Origin of the sequence: Actinoplanes subglobosus (assembly GCF_042650585.1) — a bacterium.
Classification (GTDB): Bacteria; Actinomycetota; Actinomycetes; order Mycobacteriales; family Micromonosporaceae; genus Actinoplanes; species Actinoplanes subglobosus.
Window position 1 is genome coordinate 177,524 of sequence record NZ_JBHSBL010000013.1, and the last position, 15,664, is coordinate 193,187.

A 15,664-nucleotide genomic window follows, 5' to 3' on the forward strand; every position below is an offset into this window, starting at 1 on the left:
CGCCGACCGGGGCGAACCCCAGGCGGAGGCCGCGCTGGAACAGGTGCTGGCCGACGCCCGGGACGCCGGTGACGCGGAGATCGCCCTGCTGACACTGGACCGGCTGGCCCGCCTCCGCTCGTCGCCGGCCCTCGCGGCGGAGGCCGACGCGCTGCTGCCCGCGGCCCGCCACCTGATCACCGACGCCGACCGCGTCGACCGCCTGCCCCCGCCACCGGCCTACCCTCGCCGCCCGAACGACCCGCCACCGGCCTACCCCCGCCGCCAGGCTGACCCGCCGCCGGGCGACCCGCTGCCAGGCTGACCCGCCGCCGGGCCGCCTGCCTCCGCCGCGCTAACCCGGTCGCCGGCGTGTGCCGAAGATAGGGGCATGGTGGGTCCGCAAGTCGCCGGTGTGTCGCTGCAGGATCCGCGACGGCTGCGGGAACTGCGGGCGACCGGGCTGCTCGACGGGTCCGGCAGTGCCGTGCTGGACCGGCTGACCAGGCTGGCCGGGCGGCTGGTGGACGTACCGATGGCGCTGGTCTCGATGGTCGACGCGGACCGGCAGGTCTTCCCCAGCGCGGTCGGTATCCCAAGACCGGGTCCGACACCGCTGTCGCACTCGTTCTGCCAGCACGTGGTCGCCGGCGACCGGCCCATGATCGTCACGGACGCGCGATCCGACGTACGCGTGCGGGAAAATCCGGCGGTCGCCGAGTCCGGGGTGATCGCCTACGCCGGATTCCCGCTGCGGTCGCCGCAGAGGCAGGCTCTCGGCACGTTCTCGGTCGCCGACATCCGCCCGCGGACCTGGACCGGCGACGAACTCGCGGTGCTGGAGGACCTCGCCGCGGCCGCCGAGGCGGAGATCGCGATGCGGTTGTCGCACGCCGAACTGCTGGCCGAGTCACAGCGCCGGCAGGCCATCCTCGACGCGGCCGCGGACGCCTTCGTGACCACCGACGAGCACGGTGTGGTGCTGGCCTGGAACGCGGCCGCTGAACGGCTCTTCGGCTGGGACGAGTGCGAGGCGCTGGGCCGGCCGCTGGCCGAACTGGTGGCCCCGCCGCGGCAGCGCGCCGAGGCCGAGGCCCGGTTGCGGAAGGCACGCACCGCATCGTCCGGCGGGCGGCGGGTGGAGGTGCCGGCGGTCGACCGGCACGGCCGGCAGTTCCCGGCCGAGGTGAGCCTGCGGGCCTGCGCCACCGGTGGTGAACTGCAGTTCTACGGGTTCCTGCACGATCTGACCGACCGCCGGGACCGGGAGCGGTCCCGGGGGCAGTCCCGGGCCGCGTTCGAGGCCAGCCCGCTCGGCATGGCGATCACCGACGATCAGGGCCGGTACGCACGGGTCAACACCGCCTACGCGAGGATGCTCGGCGCCGACCCGGGAACGCTGGTGGGCGTCGACTCGCGCGGCTTCACCGATCCGGACGACGTCGCGGCCACCGATCGGGAGGTGACACGGGTACTGGCCGATCCCCGGGTGGCCGGCGAGCTGGAGACCCGGCTGGTCCGCTCGGACGGGGCCCGGGTCTGGACGGCGACGACGATCACCGCGATCAGCGGGCCGGACGGTGAACGGCAGTTGCTGGTGCAGGCCGAGGACATCACCGGCCGCCGGCAGGCCCGGGAGCACGCCGCGCGGGAGACCGACCGGCTACGGACCATCATCGCCGTACAGCGGGAGGTCTCCGACCTGGCCGCCGACCGCGACCGGATGTTGCCGCTGGTCGCCGAACGGGCGCTGGAGGCGCTGGCCGGCGCCGACGCGGCGATGGTCGGCATGGTCGACGGCGACGAGATCCACGCGGCCGCCGCCACCGGTGTGCTGCGCTCGTTCGCCGGGGCGCGCGTCCCGGTCGCCGGCTCCCTGGCGGGCCTGGTGGTGACCTCCGGCACCACCCTGCGCTGCGACGACACCGCCACCGACGACCGGGTCGGACGGGCCGACGGCATCGCCGTCACGGTCGGGTCGATGATCGTGGCGCCGCTGTTCGCCGACGGCGAGGTGTTCGGCACCCTCGGCGTCTCCAGCCGGCGCGCCCACGCGTTCGACGACGCGGACACCGAGCACCTGACCCTGCTGGCCGACGCCCTGACCGGCGCGCTGCGGCACGCCGAGGCGACCCGGCTGCGGGTGGAGGCCCTGCGCCGGGCCAACGAGGCGAACACGGCGCTGCAGGACAGCGAGGCCCGGTTCCGGTCGGCGTTCGAGGCCAGCCCGCTCGGGATGGTCCTGACCGATCTGGCCCCCGGCCGTCGCGGTGTCGTGCTGCGTGCCAACGCCGCGATGGCCGCGATCACCGGCTATCCGGTCAGCGCCCTGACCGGTATGCGGATCCACGAGTTCCACGACCCGGGCGAGCACGACGCCACCGACGAGACGCTACGGCTGCTCGTGGCCGGCGACACCGACCGGTTCACCACGGTCAAGCGGTACCGGCATGCCGACGGGCACACGCTGTGGGTGCGGGTGAACATCGCGGTCATCCGCGACGACCACGGCGAGCCCCGCTTCCTGGTCTCCCAGGTCGAGGACATCACCCAGCGCCGGGAGACCGCCCAGCAGCTGCGCCAGCGGGCCCAGCTGCTGGACCTGACCCAGGACGCGGTGATCGTCCGTGACCTGGGCGGGCGGGTCACCTACTGGAACCCGGCAGCCGAGCGCGTCTACGGGTGGCCGGCCGACGTCGCCCGCGGGCAGGACCTGGACCTGTTGCTGGGCATCGTCCCGGAGAGCGTCGACCGGACACTCGACGAGGAGGGGACCTGGGCCGGTGAGCTGGAACACCGCCGGGCCGACGGCAGCCGGGTGACCGTCCTGGCCCGCAAGGCGCTGCAACGCGATGCGGACGGCCAGCCGGTGGCGATCCTGTCGATCAATACCGACGTCACCGCCCGGCGGACCGCCGAGCTCGCGCTCAAGGACAGCGAGCAGCGGTTCCGGACACAGTTCGCGCACTCGGCGATCGGGCAGGTCATCCGCGGCACCGACGACCTGATCCAGGAGGTCAACCCGGCGTTCGCCGCGATGATCGGATACCCGGCCGAGCAGCTCGTCGGCACCCGGGCCAGCAGCTACATCGACCCGGAGGCGCACCCGGAGCGCGCCCGCTCGCTGGTCGCCGTGCACACCGGGGGCGCCGACTCGTACCGGCAGCACTGCCGGCTGCTGTGCGCCGACGGCGGACGGGTGGACGTCGACGCCACCGTGTCGGTGATCCGGGACGACGCCGGTGAACCGGTCCGCTTCGTCGCCCTGTTCCAGGACATCACCGCCCGGATCGCCGCCGAGGCCGCCCGGGACGCCGCAATCGCCGACCTGGCCGACCGCAACCTCCAGCTGGAGGACGCCAACCAGCTGAAACAGGACCTGATCGGCATGCTCGGCCACGAGATCGGCAACCCGCTGTCGTCGATCCTCGGCTACACCGAGACGATCACCGGCGAGGGTGAGAACCTACCGCCGGAGGTCCGCCGGACGATGCTGGCGGCCGTCGACCGCAACGCCCGGCAGCTCAACGACATCGTCCGCGAGGTCCTCACCATGGTCACCCTCGACGCGGGCCGGCTGACCGCCAGCCCCGAGCCGGTGATCCTGCACGACCATCTGCACACCGCGCTGTCCAACTCCGGCGCCGCCGGCACCACCGTCGACTGCCCGGCCGGTCTGGTCGCGCTGGTGCAGCCCGGTCACCTGGCCCAGATCCTGGCGAACCTGCTGTCGAACGCGGCCAAGTACGGTGGCGGCGCCACGGCGATCACCGGCGCGGCCGACGGCGACCGGGTACGGATCGCGGTGCACGACGCCGGCCCGGGCGTGCCCGACGATCTGCGGGACCACCTGTTCGACCGGTTCACCAGGGCCACCGGAACCGCCGCCACGGTCAAGGGCACCGGGCTGGGTCTGCACATCGTCCGCGAGCTGGCCCGGGCCAACCACGGCGACATCCACCACGAGCCGGCGCCCGGCCACGGTTCGGTCTTCGTCCTGACCGTGCCCTCCGGCGCCCTCGCCGGCGTCTGATCAGTCGATACTCACCAGGAGCACCTGGTCGTCACCGAGGGAGGCGATGGTGTCGCGCAGCAGTGACAGCGTGTCCGCCATCGCGTGACCGGCCTCCTCGTCGTCGAGCCCCAGGTCGATCGGCCCGTCCAGCAGGTCACCGGGCCGGTGGGCGGCCGGGTCGAGCCGCCCGAGAAGCGCCTTGGCGTCGCTGCCGATCAGCGTGGTCTCACCGAGGTCCGCACCGATCGCCTCGGACGACTCCCGCAGGCCGGCACTCTCCAGCCGGATGCCCGACTCCTCGAGGTTCTCCAGCACGTTGAGCAGGACATCGCCGGACCAGGTGTAGCCCTCGCCGATCTCCTCGCCATACTCCTCGACGGCTTCCTCCAGGTCGGTGGCGCTGACGATCGCGGGCAGGTCGCCGACGTCGACGATGTACAGGGAGGCCAGGGAGGACATCGCCGGATCATATCGACCGCGGGCATCGGGCAACAGCGGGCTAGCATCACCGGCATGGCCACGCGACTCGTCCAGATCAACATGAAGGCGCGGGACGACTCCGCGCTCGGCCGCTTCTGGGCGGAGGTGCTCGGCTGGGAGGTGTCCAGTGAGGGGCCCGGTGTGACCAACCTCGAACCGCCCGGCTTCGCCTACCCCGATCCGGTCGCCGTCTGCGTGGACCTCGTCGTCTCCGCGGAACCCAAGACGGTCAAGAACCGGGTCCACGTCGACCTCGCCACCACCTCGGCGGCTCACCGGGCCGAGCTGGTCGCGCGCCTGACCGGCCTCGGTGCGACCCTCACCGACGTCGGTCAGGGCGACGCCGGGTGGACCGTCATGGCCGACCCGGAGGGCAACGAATTCTGCGTACGGGACCCGCTCCCCGAGGACACCGGGCCGATCGCGGCGGTCGTCGTCGACTGTGCGGACCCGAGTGCCATGGCCGGGTTCTGGGGCGAGGCCATGGACTGGACCGTGCACTCGGTGAGCGGCGAGGAGGCGGTCCTGCGGTCGGCGAAGGGCGTCGGGCCCTACCTCCGCTTCGTCCGCACGCCGGACGCGAAGACCGTGTGGAACCGTGTCCACCTCGACGTGCGCCCCTACCCCGGTGACGACCCGGAGGCCGAGGCGGCCAGGTTGCGGGCCCTCGGCGCCACCGCGGTCGATCTGGGCGGCGACGTCCGGTGGACCGTCCTGGCCGACCCGGAGGGCAACGAGTTCTGCCTGCTCTCGCCGAGCTGATCAGCCGCACTTGCCGGCGACCGGGGCCAGCCATTCGCTGAGGGTCGGGCCCATCGCCTTGTTGACGTCGTCGGGTGTCTTGATCGTGGCGAAGAACTTCGCGTCGGTGGACTTCTTGTGCATCTGCTCCGACGCCTGCTTGCCGGCCGCCTGCATCTGGCTGTCCACGCTGGTGCTGGTGGCCTCCTGCACGGCGGTGGCGAACGCGGCGAGCGACTGCTGCGCCTGGGCGATGGTCTTGGGGTCGGCGGCCAGGTTGGTGAGCGCCTGGGCGTACAGCGCCATGTTCTTGCCGTAGACCTGGGCGAGTGCCTCGCACGCGGCGCCCGCCGCGGGGGTGGTGACGGCGACGGCCGGGGCGCTGGCCGCGGATTTGGTGCCGCTGTCCGGCGCGGTTCCGCAGGCCGAGGCGGTGAGCAGAGCCCCGGTGGCGAGGAGGGTGTAGATGGCACGGCGCATTGGGCACCCCTGGATCAGTAGGGACAGGTGGGAGTGGGAGCGCTCCCATTGACCGTGCACCATACGTGCACCCAGCGGCTCCTGTCGATACTTCGACAGCCCCGACACTGCCTCCAGCCTGCTCGCACGGGCCACGGGCGGTCGGTTACGCCACCTCAGGGAAGCACCCGGCGCTGCCGACGGGTCACCCGGGCGCCGCCGACGGGACACGCGGGCGCCGCCGACGGGACACGCGGGCGCCGCCGACGGGACACGCGGGCGCTGCCGACGGGTCACCCGGCGCTGCCGACGGGCTCCCACCTTCCGGTCCGGACGGAGGTGAGCATCGCGTCGAGGGCGGTCGCGGCGGCCACCGCGTCGTCGAGCGTCGGGCCGTACGGCACGCCGTCGGCTATCGAACGCAGGAAACCCGCCGCCTCCACGACCTTGGTGTCGTCGTAGCTCATCGCGATCCCGGCGCCGGGCTGGAAGGCCCCGAAATCGCCGTGCTCCGGGCCCACGAAGACGGTCCGGTAGCTCTGCGACTGGTAGTCGGCGCCGGTGCTGACGGACAACTCGCCCATCCGGCGGAAGTCCCAGGCCAGGGCGCCGGTGGTGCCGTGCACCTCGAACCCGTAGGTGTTCTGCTCCCCCACCGCGACCCGGCTGGCCTCCAGCACACCGCGGGCGCCGCCGGCGAAGCGGAGCAGGGCGTGCAGATGATCCTCGTTCTCGACCGGGCCGGGTGGGCCGCCGGCTCGGGAGAAGTGGCTGGCGGCACCGGTCACCGTCGGCCGCTCCGGGATCACCGTGACCGTGTCGGCGACCAGGGACTCGATGTCCCCGAGAAGGTGGCGGGCCAGGTCGACGGCGTGCGAGGCCAGGTCGCCGAGGACCCCGCTGCCACCGTGCGAACGGGTGAACCGCCACGACAGCGCGCCGTCGGGATGGGCCGCGTAGTCGCTGAAGAACCGGAAACGCGCGTTCGTGACCCGGCCGATCGCGCCGCCGGCGATCAGGTCACGGGCCTCGGCCACCGCCGGCGCGGCCCGGTAGTTGAAGCCGACCGTGCTGCGGACCCCGGCTTTCTCCGCGGCGGTCGCGACGGCTCGGGCGTCGTCACCGGTCAGGCCGACCGGTTTCTCGATCCACAGGTGACGCCCGGAGGCGGCGACGGCGGTGCCGATCTCGCGGTGCAGGAAGTTCGGGGCGGTGACGCTGACCGCCTCGACCCGTGGATCGGTGAGCAGCTCACGCCAGTCGGTGGTGGCGGCGGCGAACCCGTACCGACCGGCGGCCGCCTCCGCGCGCCCCGGCTCGGGATCGGCGACCGTGACCAGGTACGGGACGACCGGCAGGTCCGGGTAGTGATGCCGGACCCGCAGGTGGGCACGGCTGTGCACCTGCCCCATCCAGCCGAAACCGACGACGGCCACACCGAGCGGGCGGCTCACTGCGGGGCCTTGCCGGTGGCGGCCGGGTCTCGTTCCAGCTCGTGGGCCAGCTCCTCCAGCTCGGCGCCACCGGCCATCATGCGGGTCAGCTCGGCCAGGGACAGCTCGCTCTTGGCGAAGTCGCCGAGGCTCCGGCCCCGGTTGAGGATCAGGAAACGGTCACCGACCGGGTAGGCGTGGTGCGGGTTGTGGGTGATGAAGACGACGCCGAGGCCACGGTCGCGGGCCCGCGCGATGTACCGCAACACCACCCCGGCCTGTTTGACGCCCAAGGCGGACGTCGGCTCGTCGAGGATCAGCAGGCGAGCGCCGAAATGGACGGCCCGGGCGATCGCCACCGACTGGCGCTCGCCGCCGGAGAGGGTGCCGACCGGCTGGTCCGGGTCGCGGATGTCGATACCCATGTCGAGCAGCTCACGGCGGGTCGTCTCGATCGCGGTGGCCCGGTCGAAACGGCGGAACGGGCCCCACCCCTTCGTCGGCTCGGAGCCGAGGAAGAAGTTGCGCCAGATCGCCATCAGCGGCACCATCGCCAGGTCCTGGTAGACCGTCGCGATGCCGGCGTCGAGCGCCTCCCGGGGGCTGCCCAGCCGGACCGGTTTCCCGTCGAGCAGCAGCTCGCCGCCGTCGGGCTGGTGCACACCGGACAGGATCTTGATGAGTGTCGACTTCCCGGCGCCGTTGTCGCCGAGCACGCACGTGACCTGGCCGGCGCGGACCGTCGTGGAGACGCCGCTGAGCGAGATGACGTTGCCGAACGTCTTGGTGACGTCCCTGATCTCCAGCAGTGGACTGTCGGTCAACGCCCCTACCTCCTCGACAGCTCGGCGAAGCGGCGGATGTACTGGTTCGCCAGGACGGCCAGCAGCAGCATCGCGCCGAGGAAGAACTTGAACCAGTCGGCGTCCCACCCCGCGTAGACGATCCCCTGCGAGGTCATCCCGAAGATCAGCGCACCGATCGACGCGCCGACCGCGGAGCCGAACCCGCCGGTCAGCAGGCATCCGCCGATCACCGCGGCGACGATGTAGATCAGCTCCTGCCCGAAACCGGCCTGGGCCTGGATCGACGTCAGCCGCACGATCTGGGTGGTACCGACGAACCACGCCGCCAGCGACGTGATCATGAACAGGGTGATCGTCGTCCGGGCCACCGGCACGCCGACGTTGCGGCCCGCGTTCGCGTCACCGCCGGTCGCGAAGATCCAGTTGCCGAAGCGGGTACGCAGCAACAGCCACGAGCCCGCGATCGTCGCCACCACCCACCACAGGATCGCGATCTGGAAGTCCGCACCGGCGATCGTGATCTCACTGGCGAAGACCGCGTGCAGTACGTCGTACCCGATGATCTTGTCGAAGTTGTTGATCTGCACGGTGTTGGTCACGAGCTTGGTGATGCCCAGGTTGAGACCCTGCAGCATGAGGAACGTGCCGAGCGTGATGATGAAACTCGGCAGGCCGGTACGCACCACCAGATAGCCGTTGACGAACCCGATCGCCAGCACCAGCGCCAGCGAGATCGCCAGCGCCGCCCACGTGTTGACGCCGTAGTAGGTGGTCAGCAGGCCGCTGGTGATCGCCGCCGTGCCGGTCTGCACACCGGCCGACAGGTCGAAGTGACCACCGATCATCAGCAGCGCCACCGCGACGGCCATGATCCCGAGCGTGGACGCCGGGTCGAGCCAGTTGGCCACCCCGCCGGGCGAGCGGAACACGTCGGACAGTGCGGCGAAGAAGACGAAGACCAGGACGGCACCGAGCAGGGCGCCCAGCTCGGGTTTCAGCAGGACGCGTTTCAGGAGGCCGACCCGCGCGACGCGCTCGTCCGCGGCGATGCCGACTGACATGTTCACTCCTCAGGCGGTTCGGCGGGGGTGGCCGGGACGGCCCGGCCACCCCCGGGAGGTCAGCGGGTCCCGGCCGCGGCCAGCTGCGCGATCTGGGCGGCGTTGTCCTTGGTGACCAGGGCCGGGCCGGTCAGCACCTGCTGGCCGCCGCCGAGGACGTTGAGGTTCGACTTGTACTGGGTGAGCATGGTGACCGCCATGTAGCCCTGCAGGTAGGGCTGCTGGTCGACAGCGAACAGGATCTTGCCGTCCTGCACGCCCTTGGCCACGTCGGCGTTGAGGTCGAAGGTCGCCAGTTTCGCGGCCGACCCGGCCTCACCGATCGCGGCGGCGGCAACCGACGCCACCGGCCCGCCCAGCGTGACCACGCCGTCGACGGCGGTGTCCGACTGGAGTTTCGCCTTGATGGTGGCCTGCGACGACTGCAGGTTGTTGATGTCGACCTGCAGGTTCTCGATCGGGGCGCCCAGCGTGCTCGCCACGGCGGCGCAGCGCTCCTCGAGGCCCACGTTTCCCGCCTCGTGGATGACGCAGATCGCCTTCTTGATGCCCTGGTTCTTCAGCTCGGTGCCGACCGCCTCGCCCGCGACCTTCTCGTCCTGACCGATGTGGGTCAGGGCACCGAACTCCTTGGACCGCGACGCGCCCGAGTTGATGGTGATCACCGGGATGCCGGCGGCCACCGCCTTCTCCACGCTCGCCTTGAGAGCGTCCGGGTTGGCCATCGAGACCACCAGGCCGTCGACCTTCTGGTTCACCGCGGCGTCGATCAGCTGGGCCTGCTTCTGCGGGTCGCCGTCGCTGGAGTAGCTGATCGTGTCGCCCATGTCGGAGCCGGCCTTCTCCACACCGTTCTTCACGATGCTCCAGAAGGCGTCACCGGCCGACCCGTGGGTGACCACGGCGATCTTGTATCCGTATCCGCCCTGACCACCACTGGCGCCGGTGGACTGCTGGACGTTGACCGCGTTGTCGCTGGTGCACGCGGCAAGAACGAGCATCGCGGCGGACAGGGCGGCTACCGACGCCCATCCGCGGGATCTGCGCATCATCGGGGATCCTTTCTGAAGTTCGCTCGGACGGCGCCTTCCCCGTGTGTTACAGCTTCGTTTCGCGAGGTACTCAGTGCAGACTGTGACGCACCGAGACCAAGGTCAATACTTTGTGTTGACAATCTTCGGAAGTCGCTGACAAGCCTCCGTGATTGTCAATCCTGATCATGCGGCGGACTCCGCGACAAGCATCAGGTCACGGATCACCTCTGAGGCGGTGATCGGGCCGAGCGCGGTGAACGGGTGCCGGCCCGCCCGGCCGTCGATGTGGATGTCGTCCAGCCTCTGGGCCTCGTCGGGATCGGGGACACCGACGGCGATGCCCGGGTCCAGCTCGACGACGACGGTGAACTCTCCGGCCGTCCGCATGATCCGGCTCTGCACCCCGGCGTCCTGCGGCGACTCCCGCCGCCAGCCCTGCCGCTCCAGCCCGAGCACCCGCGCCGTGGGCACCTCCGCACCGAGGAACCGTTTCAGGTCGTCGCCGGACGCCGCGAACGTCTCGCGGGCGAGCTGCGGGAACGGCTGGACGATCTCGTAGTCGGCGAAGACCTCGCCCCACGCGGCCAGACTGCCGGCGAGGTCGAGCGGATGCGCGACGCCGACCATGACGTCGCCGGGCAGGGTGAGCGGCTCGTCGTCGGCCCCGGCGAGACTCCTGTCCTCACAGACCCGGAAGGAACCGCCGCCGGACACCGTCCAGATCAGCCGGCGCACCAGGTGACCCAGCAGCGGATGGCCGGAGAAGTAGCGGGCGAATTCCTCGGGCGTCCACCGCCGGCCGGTGACCATCGCCCTCTCCAGGCGCCGCGCCTGGTCGGCGGCGACCGTCCGCACCTCCTTCCTGAGGTCGGTGAACCGCTTGCGCGCCGCCTCGGCCTGGGGCGTCGACGGTTTCGGCAGATCCTTGAGCCGCCTGCCGGCCTCGGAGACATACGGCCTGAGCTGCTCGTCGAAGCCGACCACGAACTGTCGCGGCCCGTAGTCGAGCGTCAGCGTCCCGTCGGCGGCGAGGCCGAAATCGGGGACGAGCCGGTCGGCCAGCTGCTCGGCGGTGAGCCCGAGCCCGTCGGCGACCTCGGTGATCCTCTCCTCGGCCGCCGTCTTGAGCCCCTTGAACCGGGCCCGCTGGGAGATGCCGTAGAGGCGCGTCAGTGCCGTGTCGGTGCCGATCGTCGCCAGCGCCCGGACCCCGGCGACCGCTTTCGTGTGACCGCCCTCGCCCGGCCACGCGAGGATCAGCGGGGTGAGCCGCTCGACCGTCGTGTCGTCGCCGAGCAGTGCCAGCGCGTCCAGCACCCAGCCCTGCTTCGGATCGGCTCCGGCGGCCTGCCAGGCGTCGAGCAGCCCCCAGGCGAACCCGGCCAGGCCGGCCGGCTCGCAGGCGGCGGCGACCTGAGCGACCCCGGCGTAGGGCTCGTCCATCCGGGAGATCGCGAGCATGGTGATCAGCGCGTCGACGGCGGCGGGTGGCAGGGCACCCGAACCGTCACGCAGGTGGACCGGCGGGAGCATCGCGGGCACGGCCCACGCCGGATTCGCCGCCAGGCGGGCGGGCAACAGGGTCAGCGGGTCGCGCTCCAGCAGCGCGCCGATCGCCGACGTGGCCGCCGGGCCGTAGCCGCCGGCCGCGGCACGGACGGTGTCGGCGGGCAGGGCCAGCAGCGCGGACTCGGCCTGCCGCCGGGCGGTGCCGGCCTTGCCGAGCGCCACCGGGATCAGCGCCCGGGCGGCGACGGCGGCATGCCGTACCAGCCAGGCCAGGGCCGCCGGGCGGGCACTTTTCATCCGGGCGAAGCGGTCGGCCATGAAGACGGCGATCTCCGGCGACGAATACGGCAGCAGCGCGCCGGTGGAGGCGGCCGAACTCTCGGCCGCGCTCCGCACCAGCGGCAGCGCGTCGATGCCGAACCGCGCCGCGGTGACCTTGAGCCAGTCGCCGTAGACGGTCGGCCGGTGTGACCGCCACGTCGCCAGCAGGGGCCGGGCCAGCTCCTCGGGGCCGCCGGTGAACAGCATCGGCGCCAGCGTCACGTTGTGGTTCGTCGCCACCGCGCGGGCCACCCGCTCCCAGGAGAGCCAGGGCGTGCCCCAGTCGCCGGGGGTGTCCAGCCACCGGTCGCGCTCACCGTCACGCCACTCGACGGTCTCCGGGTCATCGCAGCTCAGGCCGGTGATCACCACCGGTTTCGGCGGCCTGGCACGATGCTGCCAGGGCGGGCTCGCGAGGATCGGCGGGATCGACGCCGCCGGCGCGTAGGTGACGGCGGCGGCGCCGTCGGCCAGCTCACGGACCCGGGCGGCGGCCTCGGGCCCGAGATCGGGCAGCACCTCGTCGACCAGGCCGAGGTGGGCCAGGACGTGGGCACGCAGCATCGGCGAACCGGCCTCGGCGAACAGTCGCATGGCCCGGGCGGGGAACCGCGCGGCCGCGTCGATCACCGCGGCCGGCACATATCGCTGGTCGAGCCGGGCCAGCAGGCCCTCGAAGGCGGCGTCACCGTCGAGCTCGGCCACCACGGAGAGGATCCGCTGGTGGGTGTCGGCATAGCCGCGACCCGCGTCGAACCAGCTCAGGAAGGCGCCAGCCGCGCCCGGACCGGCGCCGTCGGCGATCGTGGCGAGGAAACGGAGAACCTGCAGCGACCACCGGAAGGTCATGTGCGGCGCGAGCGCATCGACCTGAGCCGCCGTGCCCGCCGCCAGCAGCAGGAGCTCGGCACCTGCCCCGGGCAGACCGGCCCGGATGTCCTCCGCCACCCACTCCCGCTCGCTCGGGACCAGGACCGAGGTGGCGACCGCGGCCTCCCGGCCACGGTCGCGGTAGGGCCGCAACGCCTCGACGACCGACGCATACTCCGTGTCGGTCGCCACGGCGACGGCGGTCCGGACGCGGAGCAGGATCTCCTGACTCGGGCCGCGGTAGCCGCCCTCCCCGCGCTCGGCCGGGACCAGGTAGATGGGACCACGACGCATCGGATCGGGGCGCTCGCGCTCCCGGCCGATCAGCACCGCGTGCTCGACCGCGGCACGGGCGGCGAACACGAGACCGTGGCGGACGATCCAGACGTCGGCGAACGGTGTGAGCGGCACAGCGCCCTCCGCGCGATGACCGTCGCGGGTGCTCAGTGCCGTGACGACGGCCGCCGCGCCGAGTGGTGACGCCTCCGGAGCACCGTCGAGCCAGGCGTGACCGTCCGAGGTGATCCGCTCGTCGGTCCCCGGCTCGTCGAGGATCGCCTCGACCAGCGCCCGATGCTCGGCGAGCCGCTGCTCGACGGCGGCCGCACCCGTGCGGTCGGCCACGAACGGTGGAGCGTCCACACTGCCCCGTCGCACGTGCCGGTGGCGTTTCACGATCGCCGGGACGTCGCCCACCCGGATCACCCTCCCCCATGAGAACTGCCCGAAGGCTAGCGGCGGGGTACGACAGAAATCCGGTTGCCCCGTCGATCGAGGCTCGCCGATGCTGGGCCGATGGACCTGAAGGACGCGACGCGGACCTGGCTGACCGAGGGATTCGTGATCCTCCCCGGGTTCCTGCCCGCCGAGGACCTGGCCCCGGCCGTCCAGGAACTGGATCTGATGTTCCCGACGGCCGACGGCTTCCACGACGGCACCGATCCACGGCGTGAGCGTTTCGTCGGCGACGAGTTCGCCGGGATCGACACGTTCCCGTTCGCGAGCACGCGGATCAGCCTGCTCGCCGTCCACCAGCGTGTCCTGGAGCTGGCCGAGGCCCTGCTGGACGCCGACGTGCACCTCTACGGTGCCGAGGCGTGGGCCAAGTACACCGGCGCCTGCGACTACGACCAGGACCTGCACCGCGACTATCTCAACCACACGATCCTGGTGCCGAGCACCACGCCCGGCTGCCGGCAGGTCGAGATGTTCGTCTTCCTCCACGACGTCCCCGAGGAACTGGGCCCGCCGCACCTGGTCTCCCGCCGGCACACCGTGGACTTCCCGGCGGTGCCCAACTGGCTGCTGCGGCCCGGCCGGGAGAGCACCTTCCGGTTCGACACCCCCGCGGATCCTTCGCTGTACGCCGCCGAGGTCTCCGGAGCGGGCCCGGCCGGCACGGTGATCGCCTTCGACCCGGGCACGTTCCACCGTGGCACCCAGCTGACCGCACCGCGCGGCGCCCGCTACAGCATGCAGCTGTGTTTCCGCCCGACCGGCATGGAGTGGGGCCACCGGGTCGGGTGGGCGGTCAAGAGCTTCACGACCGAGTGGACCGAGTTCGTCAGCCGGGCCACCCCACGCCAGCTCCAGACCCTCGGCTTCCCACCACCCGGCCACCCGTACTGGACACCGGAGACGCTGGCCGGAACGGCGCTACGTTACCCGGACCTCGACCTGCGCCCTTGGCAGTGAGGAGGCTGGTCATGCGCGGGGACGGGGTGGCGCCCAGTTCGCGGGCGAGGACGGTGGCGAAGCGTTCGTACTGGCGGACGGCCTCGACCAGGTTGCCCTCGGCCAGGTGACAGCGGATCACCAGGCGCTGGGCGGACTCGCGCAGCGGCTCCAGGGCCACGGCCCGCAGTCCCAGCTGGATGCCGGCGGCTGGGCGGCCCTGGGCGAGCAGGAGTTCGCCGCTGCGTTCGAGGGCGGCCAGGCGCAGCTGGCGGATGCGTTCGCGTTCGGTGTCGAGCCAGTCGTCGTACCAGTCGGGCAACAGGTCGGCCAGCAGGCCGGCCTCCGGGCGCAGGCCGCGCAGGACGCCGTCGGGCTGGTCCCAGTCGTCGCTGTCGAGGCCGTCGCGGACGTCGACCCACACGCCGGCGCCGAGGCGGACGTGGGTCTTGGAGCCGCGGACCAGTTCGCACGGGACGGTGCGCAGCCGCCAGATGGTGGTGCGCAGGTTGGCCTGGCCGCGTTCGCGGGAGGCGTCCGGCCACAGCTGGCCGGCGGCGAAGGTACGCTGCACGGCGGCGCCGGCCAGGGCCAGCATCGCCAGCAGCCGTTGTGGCGCCGGCTTGATCTCCACCGGCGTGCCGTCGACGCGCAGTTCGAAGCCGCCGAGCAGGTTCAGGCGTACCGCGGGGGTGGTGGGTCCAGTCACGCACCTCAGTGTCGTCACGGCCCGTCGTCGCAGCGTCGTCCCGGACGACGGATCGGCGTCGCGCCGGCGTCGCACGGCCGTTCAGCGGCCTTCGCCGAGCAGCGATTCGAGGCGTGTGAGTTCGGCGCGGACGGCGTCGACGAGGTCGTCGACTCCCCTCGCGACGATCGTGACGGTGCCGGGCACGGTGGAGATCCGGCCGCGTAGCACCGGGTCGCCCGGTTCGATCCACACCCGGACGATGCACGCGGCATCGGCGGTGTCGGTTTCTCCCACCGTCAGAGCGTGCGCCCGGACTGTCCCCGGGTCGTCACCGCGGCGTCTCGGGGCGGGCCACCGGGATGCAGGCCCGCGACCAGGCCGGTGAACTCGGGTCCGGGAGGTACGCCCAGCTCGTCGGCGAGCAGCCGGCGGAACCGCTCGTAGCAGGACCAGGCGGCGGCCCGGTTCCCGGCGGCGAGGTGGCTGCGCACGAGCAGCCGCTGGGCGCTCTCCCGCAACGGCTCGGAACAGATCGCCAGCAGTGCGCAGTCGATGGCCTGGAACGGCTCGCCCGCCTCCAGGTGTCGGCGG

At 72.2% G+C, this 15,664-nt stretch carries 14 protein-coding genes and 1 pseudogene (2 of these 15 cut by a window edge); 5 read left to right on the forward strand and 10 right to left on the reverse strand.

Annotation, left to right across the window (positions count from 1 at the left end):
- From ACFO0C_RS13420 to ACFO0C_RS13430, 3 genes are all read left to right on the forward strand, one after another.
- On the forward strand, positions 1–72 hold the end of the coding sequence (locus tag ACFO0C_RS13420) for a BTAD domain-containing putative transcriptional regulator (RefSeq protein WP_449190932.1). Its footprint begins 2,838 nt before the window's first position; the window shows 72 of its 2,910 coding nt (coding positions 2,839–2,910); its start codon lies beyond the left edge, outside the window; the stop codon is at positions 70–72.
- Positions 44–304 (forward strand): hypothetical protein, encoded by a 261-nt coding sequence (locus ACFO0C_RS13425; RefSeq protein ID WP_378066923.1) that lies wholly within the window; start codon positions 44–46, stop codon positions 302–304. The genes ACFO0C_RS13420 and ACFO0C_RS13425 overlap by 29 nt, the downstream gene beginning before the upstream one ends.
- A gap of 66 nt (positions 305–370) precedes the next feature.
- Entirely contained in the window at positions 371–4,012 is a 3,642-nt protein-coding gene (locus tag ACFO0C_RS13430; RefSeq protein WP_378066924.1) for a PAS domain S-box protein, read from the forward strand.
- Here the strand turns inward: ACFO0C_RS13430 and ACFO0C_RS13435 are convergent, their stop codons facing one another.
- On the reverse strand, positions 4,013–4,453 hold the full coding sequence (locus ACFO0C_RS13435) for a hypothetical protein (RefSeq protein WP_378066925.1): 441 nt from the start codon (positions 4,451–4,453) through the stop codon (positions 4,013–4,015).
- Positions 4,454–4,507: 54 nt separating this feature from the next.
- Between ACFO0C_RS13435 and ACFO0C_RS13440 the strand changes: the two genes are divergently transcribed.
- Positions 4,508–5,236 (forward strand): VOC family protein, encoded by a 729-nt coding sequence (locus tag ACFO0C_RS13440; RefSeq protein WP_378066926.1) that lies wholly within the window; start codon positions 4,508–4,510, stop codon positions 5,234–5,236.
- Here ACFO0C_RS13440 and ACFO0C_RS13445 read toward each other — a convergent pair whose 3' ends face one another.
- From ACFO0C_RS13445 to ACFO0C_RS13470, 6 genes are all read right to left on the reverse strand, one after another.
- Positions 5,237–5,695: a hypothetical protein gene (locus ACFO0C_RS13445; RefSeq protein WP_378066927.1), complete on the reverse strand. Its 459-nt coding sequence runs from the start codon at positions 5,693–5,695 to the stop codon at positions 5,237–5,239.
- Between the two features lie 272 nt (positions 5,696–5,967).
- Complete coding sequence (locus ACFO0C_RS13450) at positions 5,968–7,128, reverse strand: Gfo/Idh/MocA family protein (protein WP_378066928.1); 1,161 nt, start codon at positions 7,126–7,128, stop codon at positions 5,968–5,970.
- On the reverse strand, positions 7,125–7,931 hold the full coding sequence (locus ACFO0C_RS13455; RefSeq protein WP_378066929.1) for an ATP-binding cassette domain-containing protein: 807 nt from the start codon (positions 7,929–7,931) through the stop codon (positions 7,125–7,127). Before ACFO0C_RS13455 ends, ACFO0C_RS13450 begins: the two co-directional genes overlap by 4 nt.
- A 5-nt stretch (positions 7,932–7,936) precedes the next feature.
- The gene (locus tag ACFO0C_RS13460) at positions 7,937–8,974 is read right to left on the reverse strand and encodes an ABC transporter permease (protein ID WP_378066930.1); all 1,038 of its coding nucleotides are present in this window, start codon (positions 8,972–8,974) and stop codon (positions 7,937–7,939) included.
- A 59-nt stretch (positions 8,975–9,033) separates the two neighbouring features.
- Positions 9,034–10,026, reverse strand: coding sequence for a sugar ABC transporter substrate-binding protein (locus ACFO0C_RS13465; RefSeq protein ID WP_378066931.1), 993 nt, complete (start codon positions 10,024–10,026; stop codon positions 9,034–9,036).
- 165 nt (positions 10,027–10,191) lie between these two features.
- Positions 10,192–13,404 carry a DUF4132 domain-containing protein gene (locus ACFO0C_RS13470; RefSeq protein ID WP_378066932.1) on the reverse strand — a complete coding sequence of 1,071 codons (3,213 nt, stop codon included), beginning with the start codon at positions 13,402–13,404 and terminating at the stop codon, positions 10,192–10,194.
- A gap of 99 nt (positions 13,405–13,503) precedes the next feature.
- Between ACFO0C_RS13470 and ACFO0C_RS13475 the strand changes: the two genes are divergently transcribed.
- Positions 13,504–14,403, forward strand: a complete 900-nt coding sequence (locus ACFO0C_RS13475; RefSeq protein WP_378066933.1) for a phytanoyl-CoA dioxygenase family protein — start codon at positions 13,504–13,506, stop codon at positions 14,401–14,403.
- A gap of 13 nt (positions 14,404–14,416) precedes the next feature.
- Here ACFO0C_RS13475 and ACFO0C_RS13480 read toward each other — a convergent pair.
- From ACFO0C_RS13480 to ACFO0C_RS13490, 3 genes and pseudogenes are all read right to left on the reverse strand, one after another.
- Positions 14,417–14,980, reverse strand: a pseudogene (locus tag ACFO0C_RS13480) (AfsR/SARP family transcriptional regulator); the annotation flags it as partial.
- Positions 14,981–15,172: 192 nt separating this feature from the next.
- Positions 15,173–15,367 carry a hypothetical protein gene (locus ACFO0C_RS13485; protein WP_378066934.1) on the reverse strand — a complete coding sequence of 65 codons (195 nt, stop codon included), beginning with the start codon at positions 15,365–15,367 and terminating at the stop codon, positions 15,173–15,175.
- A gap of 2 nt (positions 15,368–15,369) precedes the next feature.
- On the reverse strand, positions 15,370–15,664 hold the 3' portion of the coding sequence (locus tag ACFO0C_RS13490; protein ID WP_378066935.1) for an AfsR/SARP family transcriptional regulator. 62 nt of this gene lie beyond the right edge of the window; the window shows 295 of its 357 coding nt (coding positions 63–357); the start codon falls outside the window, past its right edge — the gene reads right to left on this strand; it ends in the stop codon at positions 15,370–15,372.

Coding starts and splice junctions, on each gene's coding strand:
- ACFO0C_RS13460 (WP_378066930.1), bottom strand. CDS start 8,974: ATGTCAGTCGGCATCGCCGCGGACGAGCGCGTCGCGCGGGTCGGCCTC.
- ACFO0C_RS13430 (WP_378066924.1), top strand. CDS start 371: ATGGTGGGTCCGCAAGTCGCCGGTGTGTCGCTGCAGGATCCGCGACGG.
- ACFO0C_RS13435 (WP_378066925.1), bottom strand. CDS start 4,453: ATGTCCTCCCTGGCCTCCCTGTACATCGTCGACGTCGGCGACCTGCCC.
- ACFO0C_RS13475 (WP_378066933.1), top strand. CDS start 13,504: ATGGACCTGAAGGACGCGACGCGGACCTGGCTGACCGAGGGATTCGTG.
- ACFO0C_RS13440 (WP_378066926.1), top strand. CDS start 4,508: ATGGCCACGCGACTCGTCCAGATCAACATGAAGGCGCGGGACGACTCC.
- ACFO0C_RS13465 (WP_378066931.1), bottom strand. CDS start 10,026: ATGATGCGCAGATCCCGCGGATGGGCGTCGGTAGCCGCCCTGTCCGCC.
- ACFO0C_RS13445 (WP_378066927.1), bottom strand. CDS start 5,695: ATGCGCCGTGCCATCTACACCCTCCTCGCCACCGGGGCTCTGCTCACC.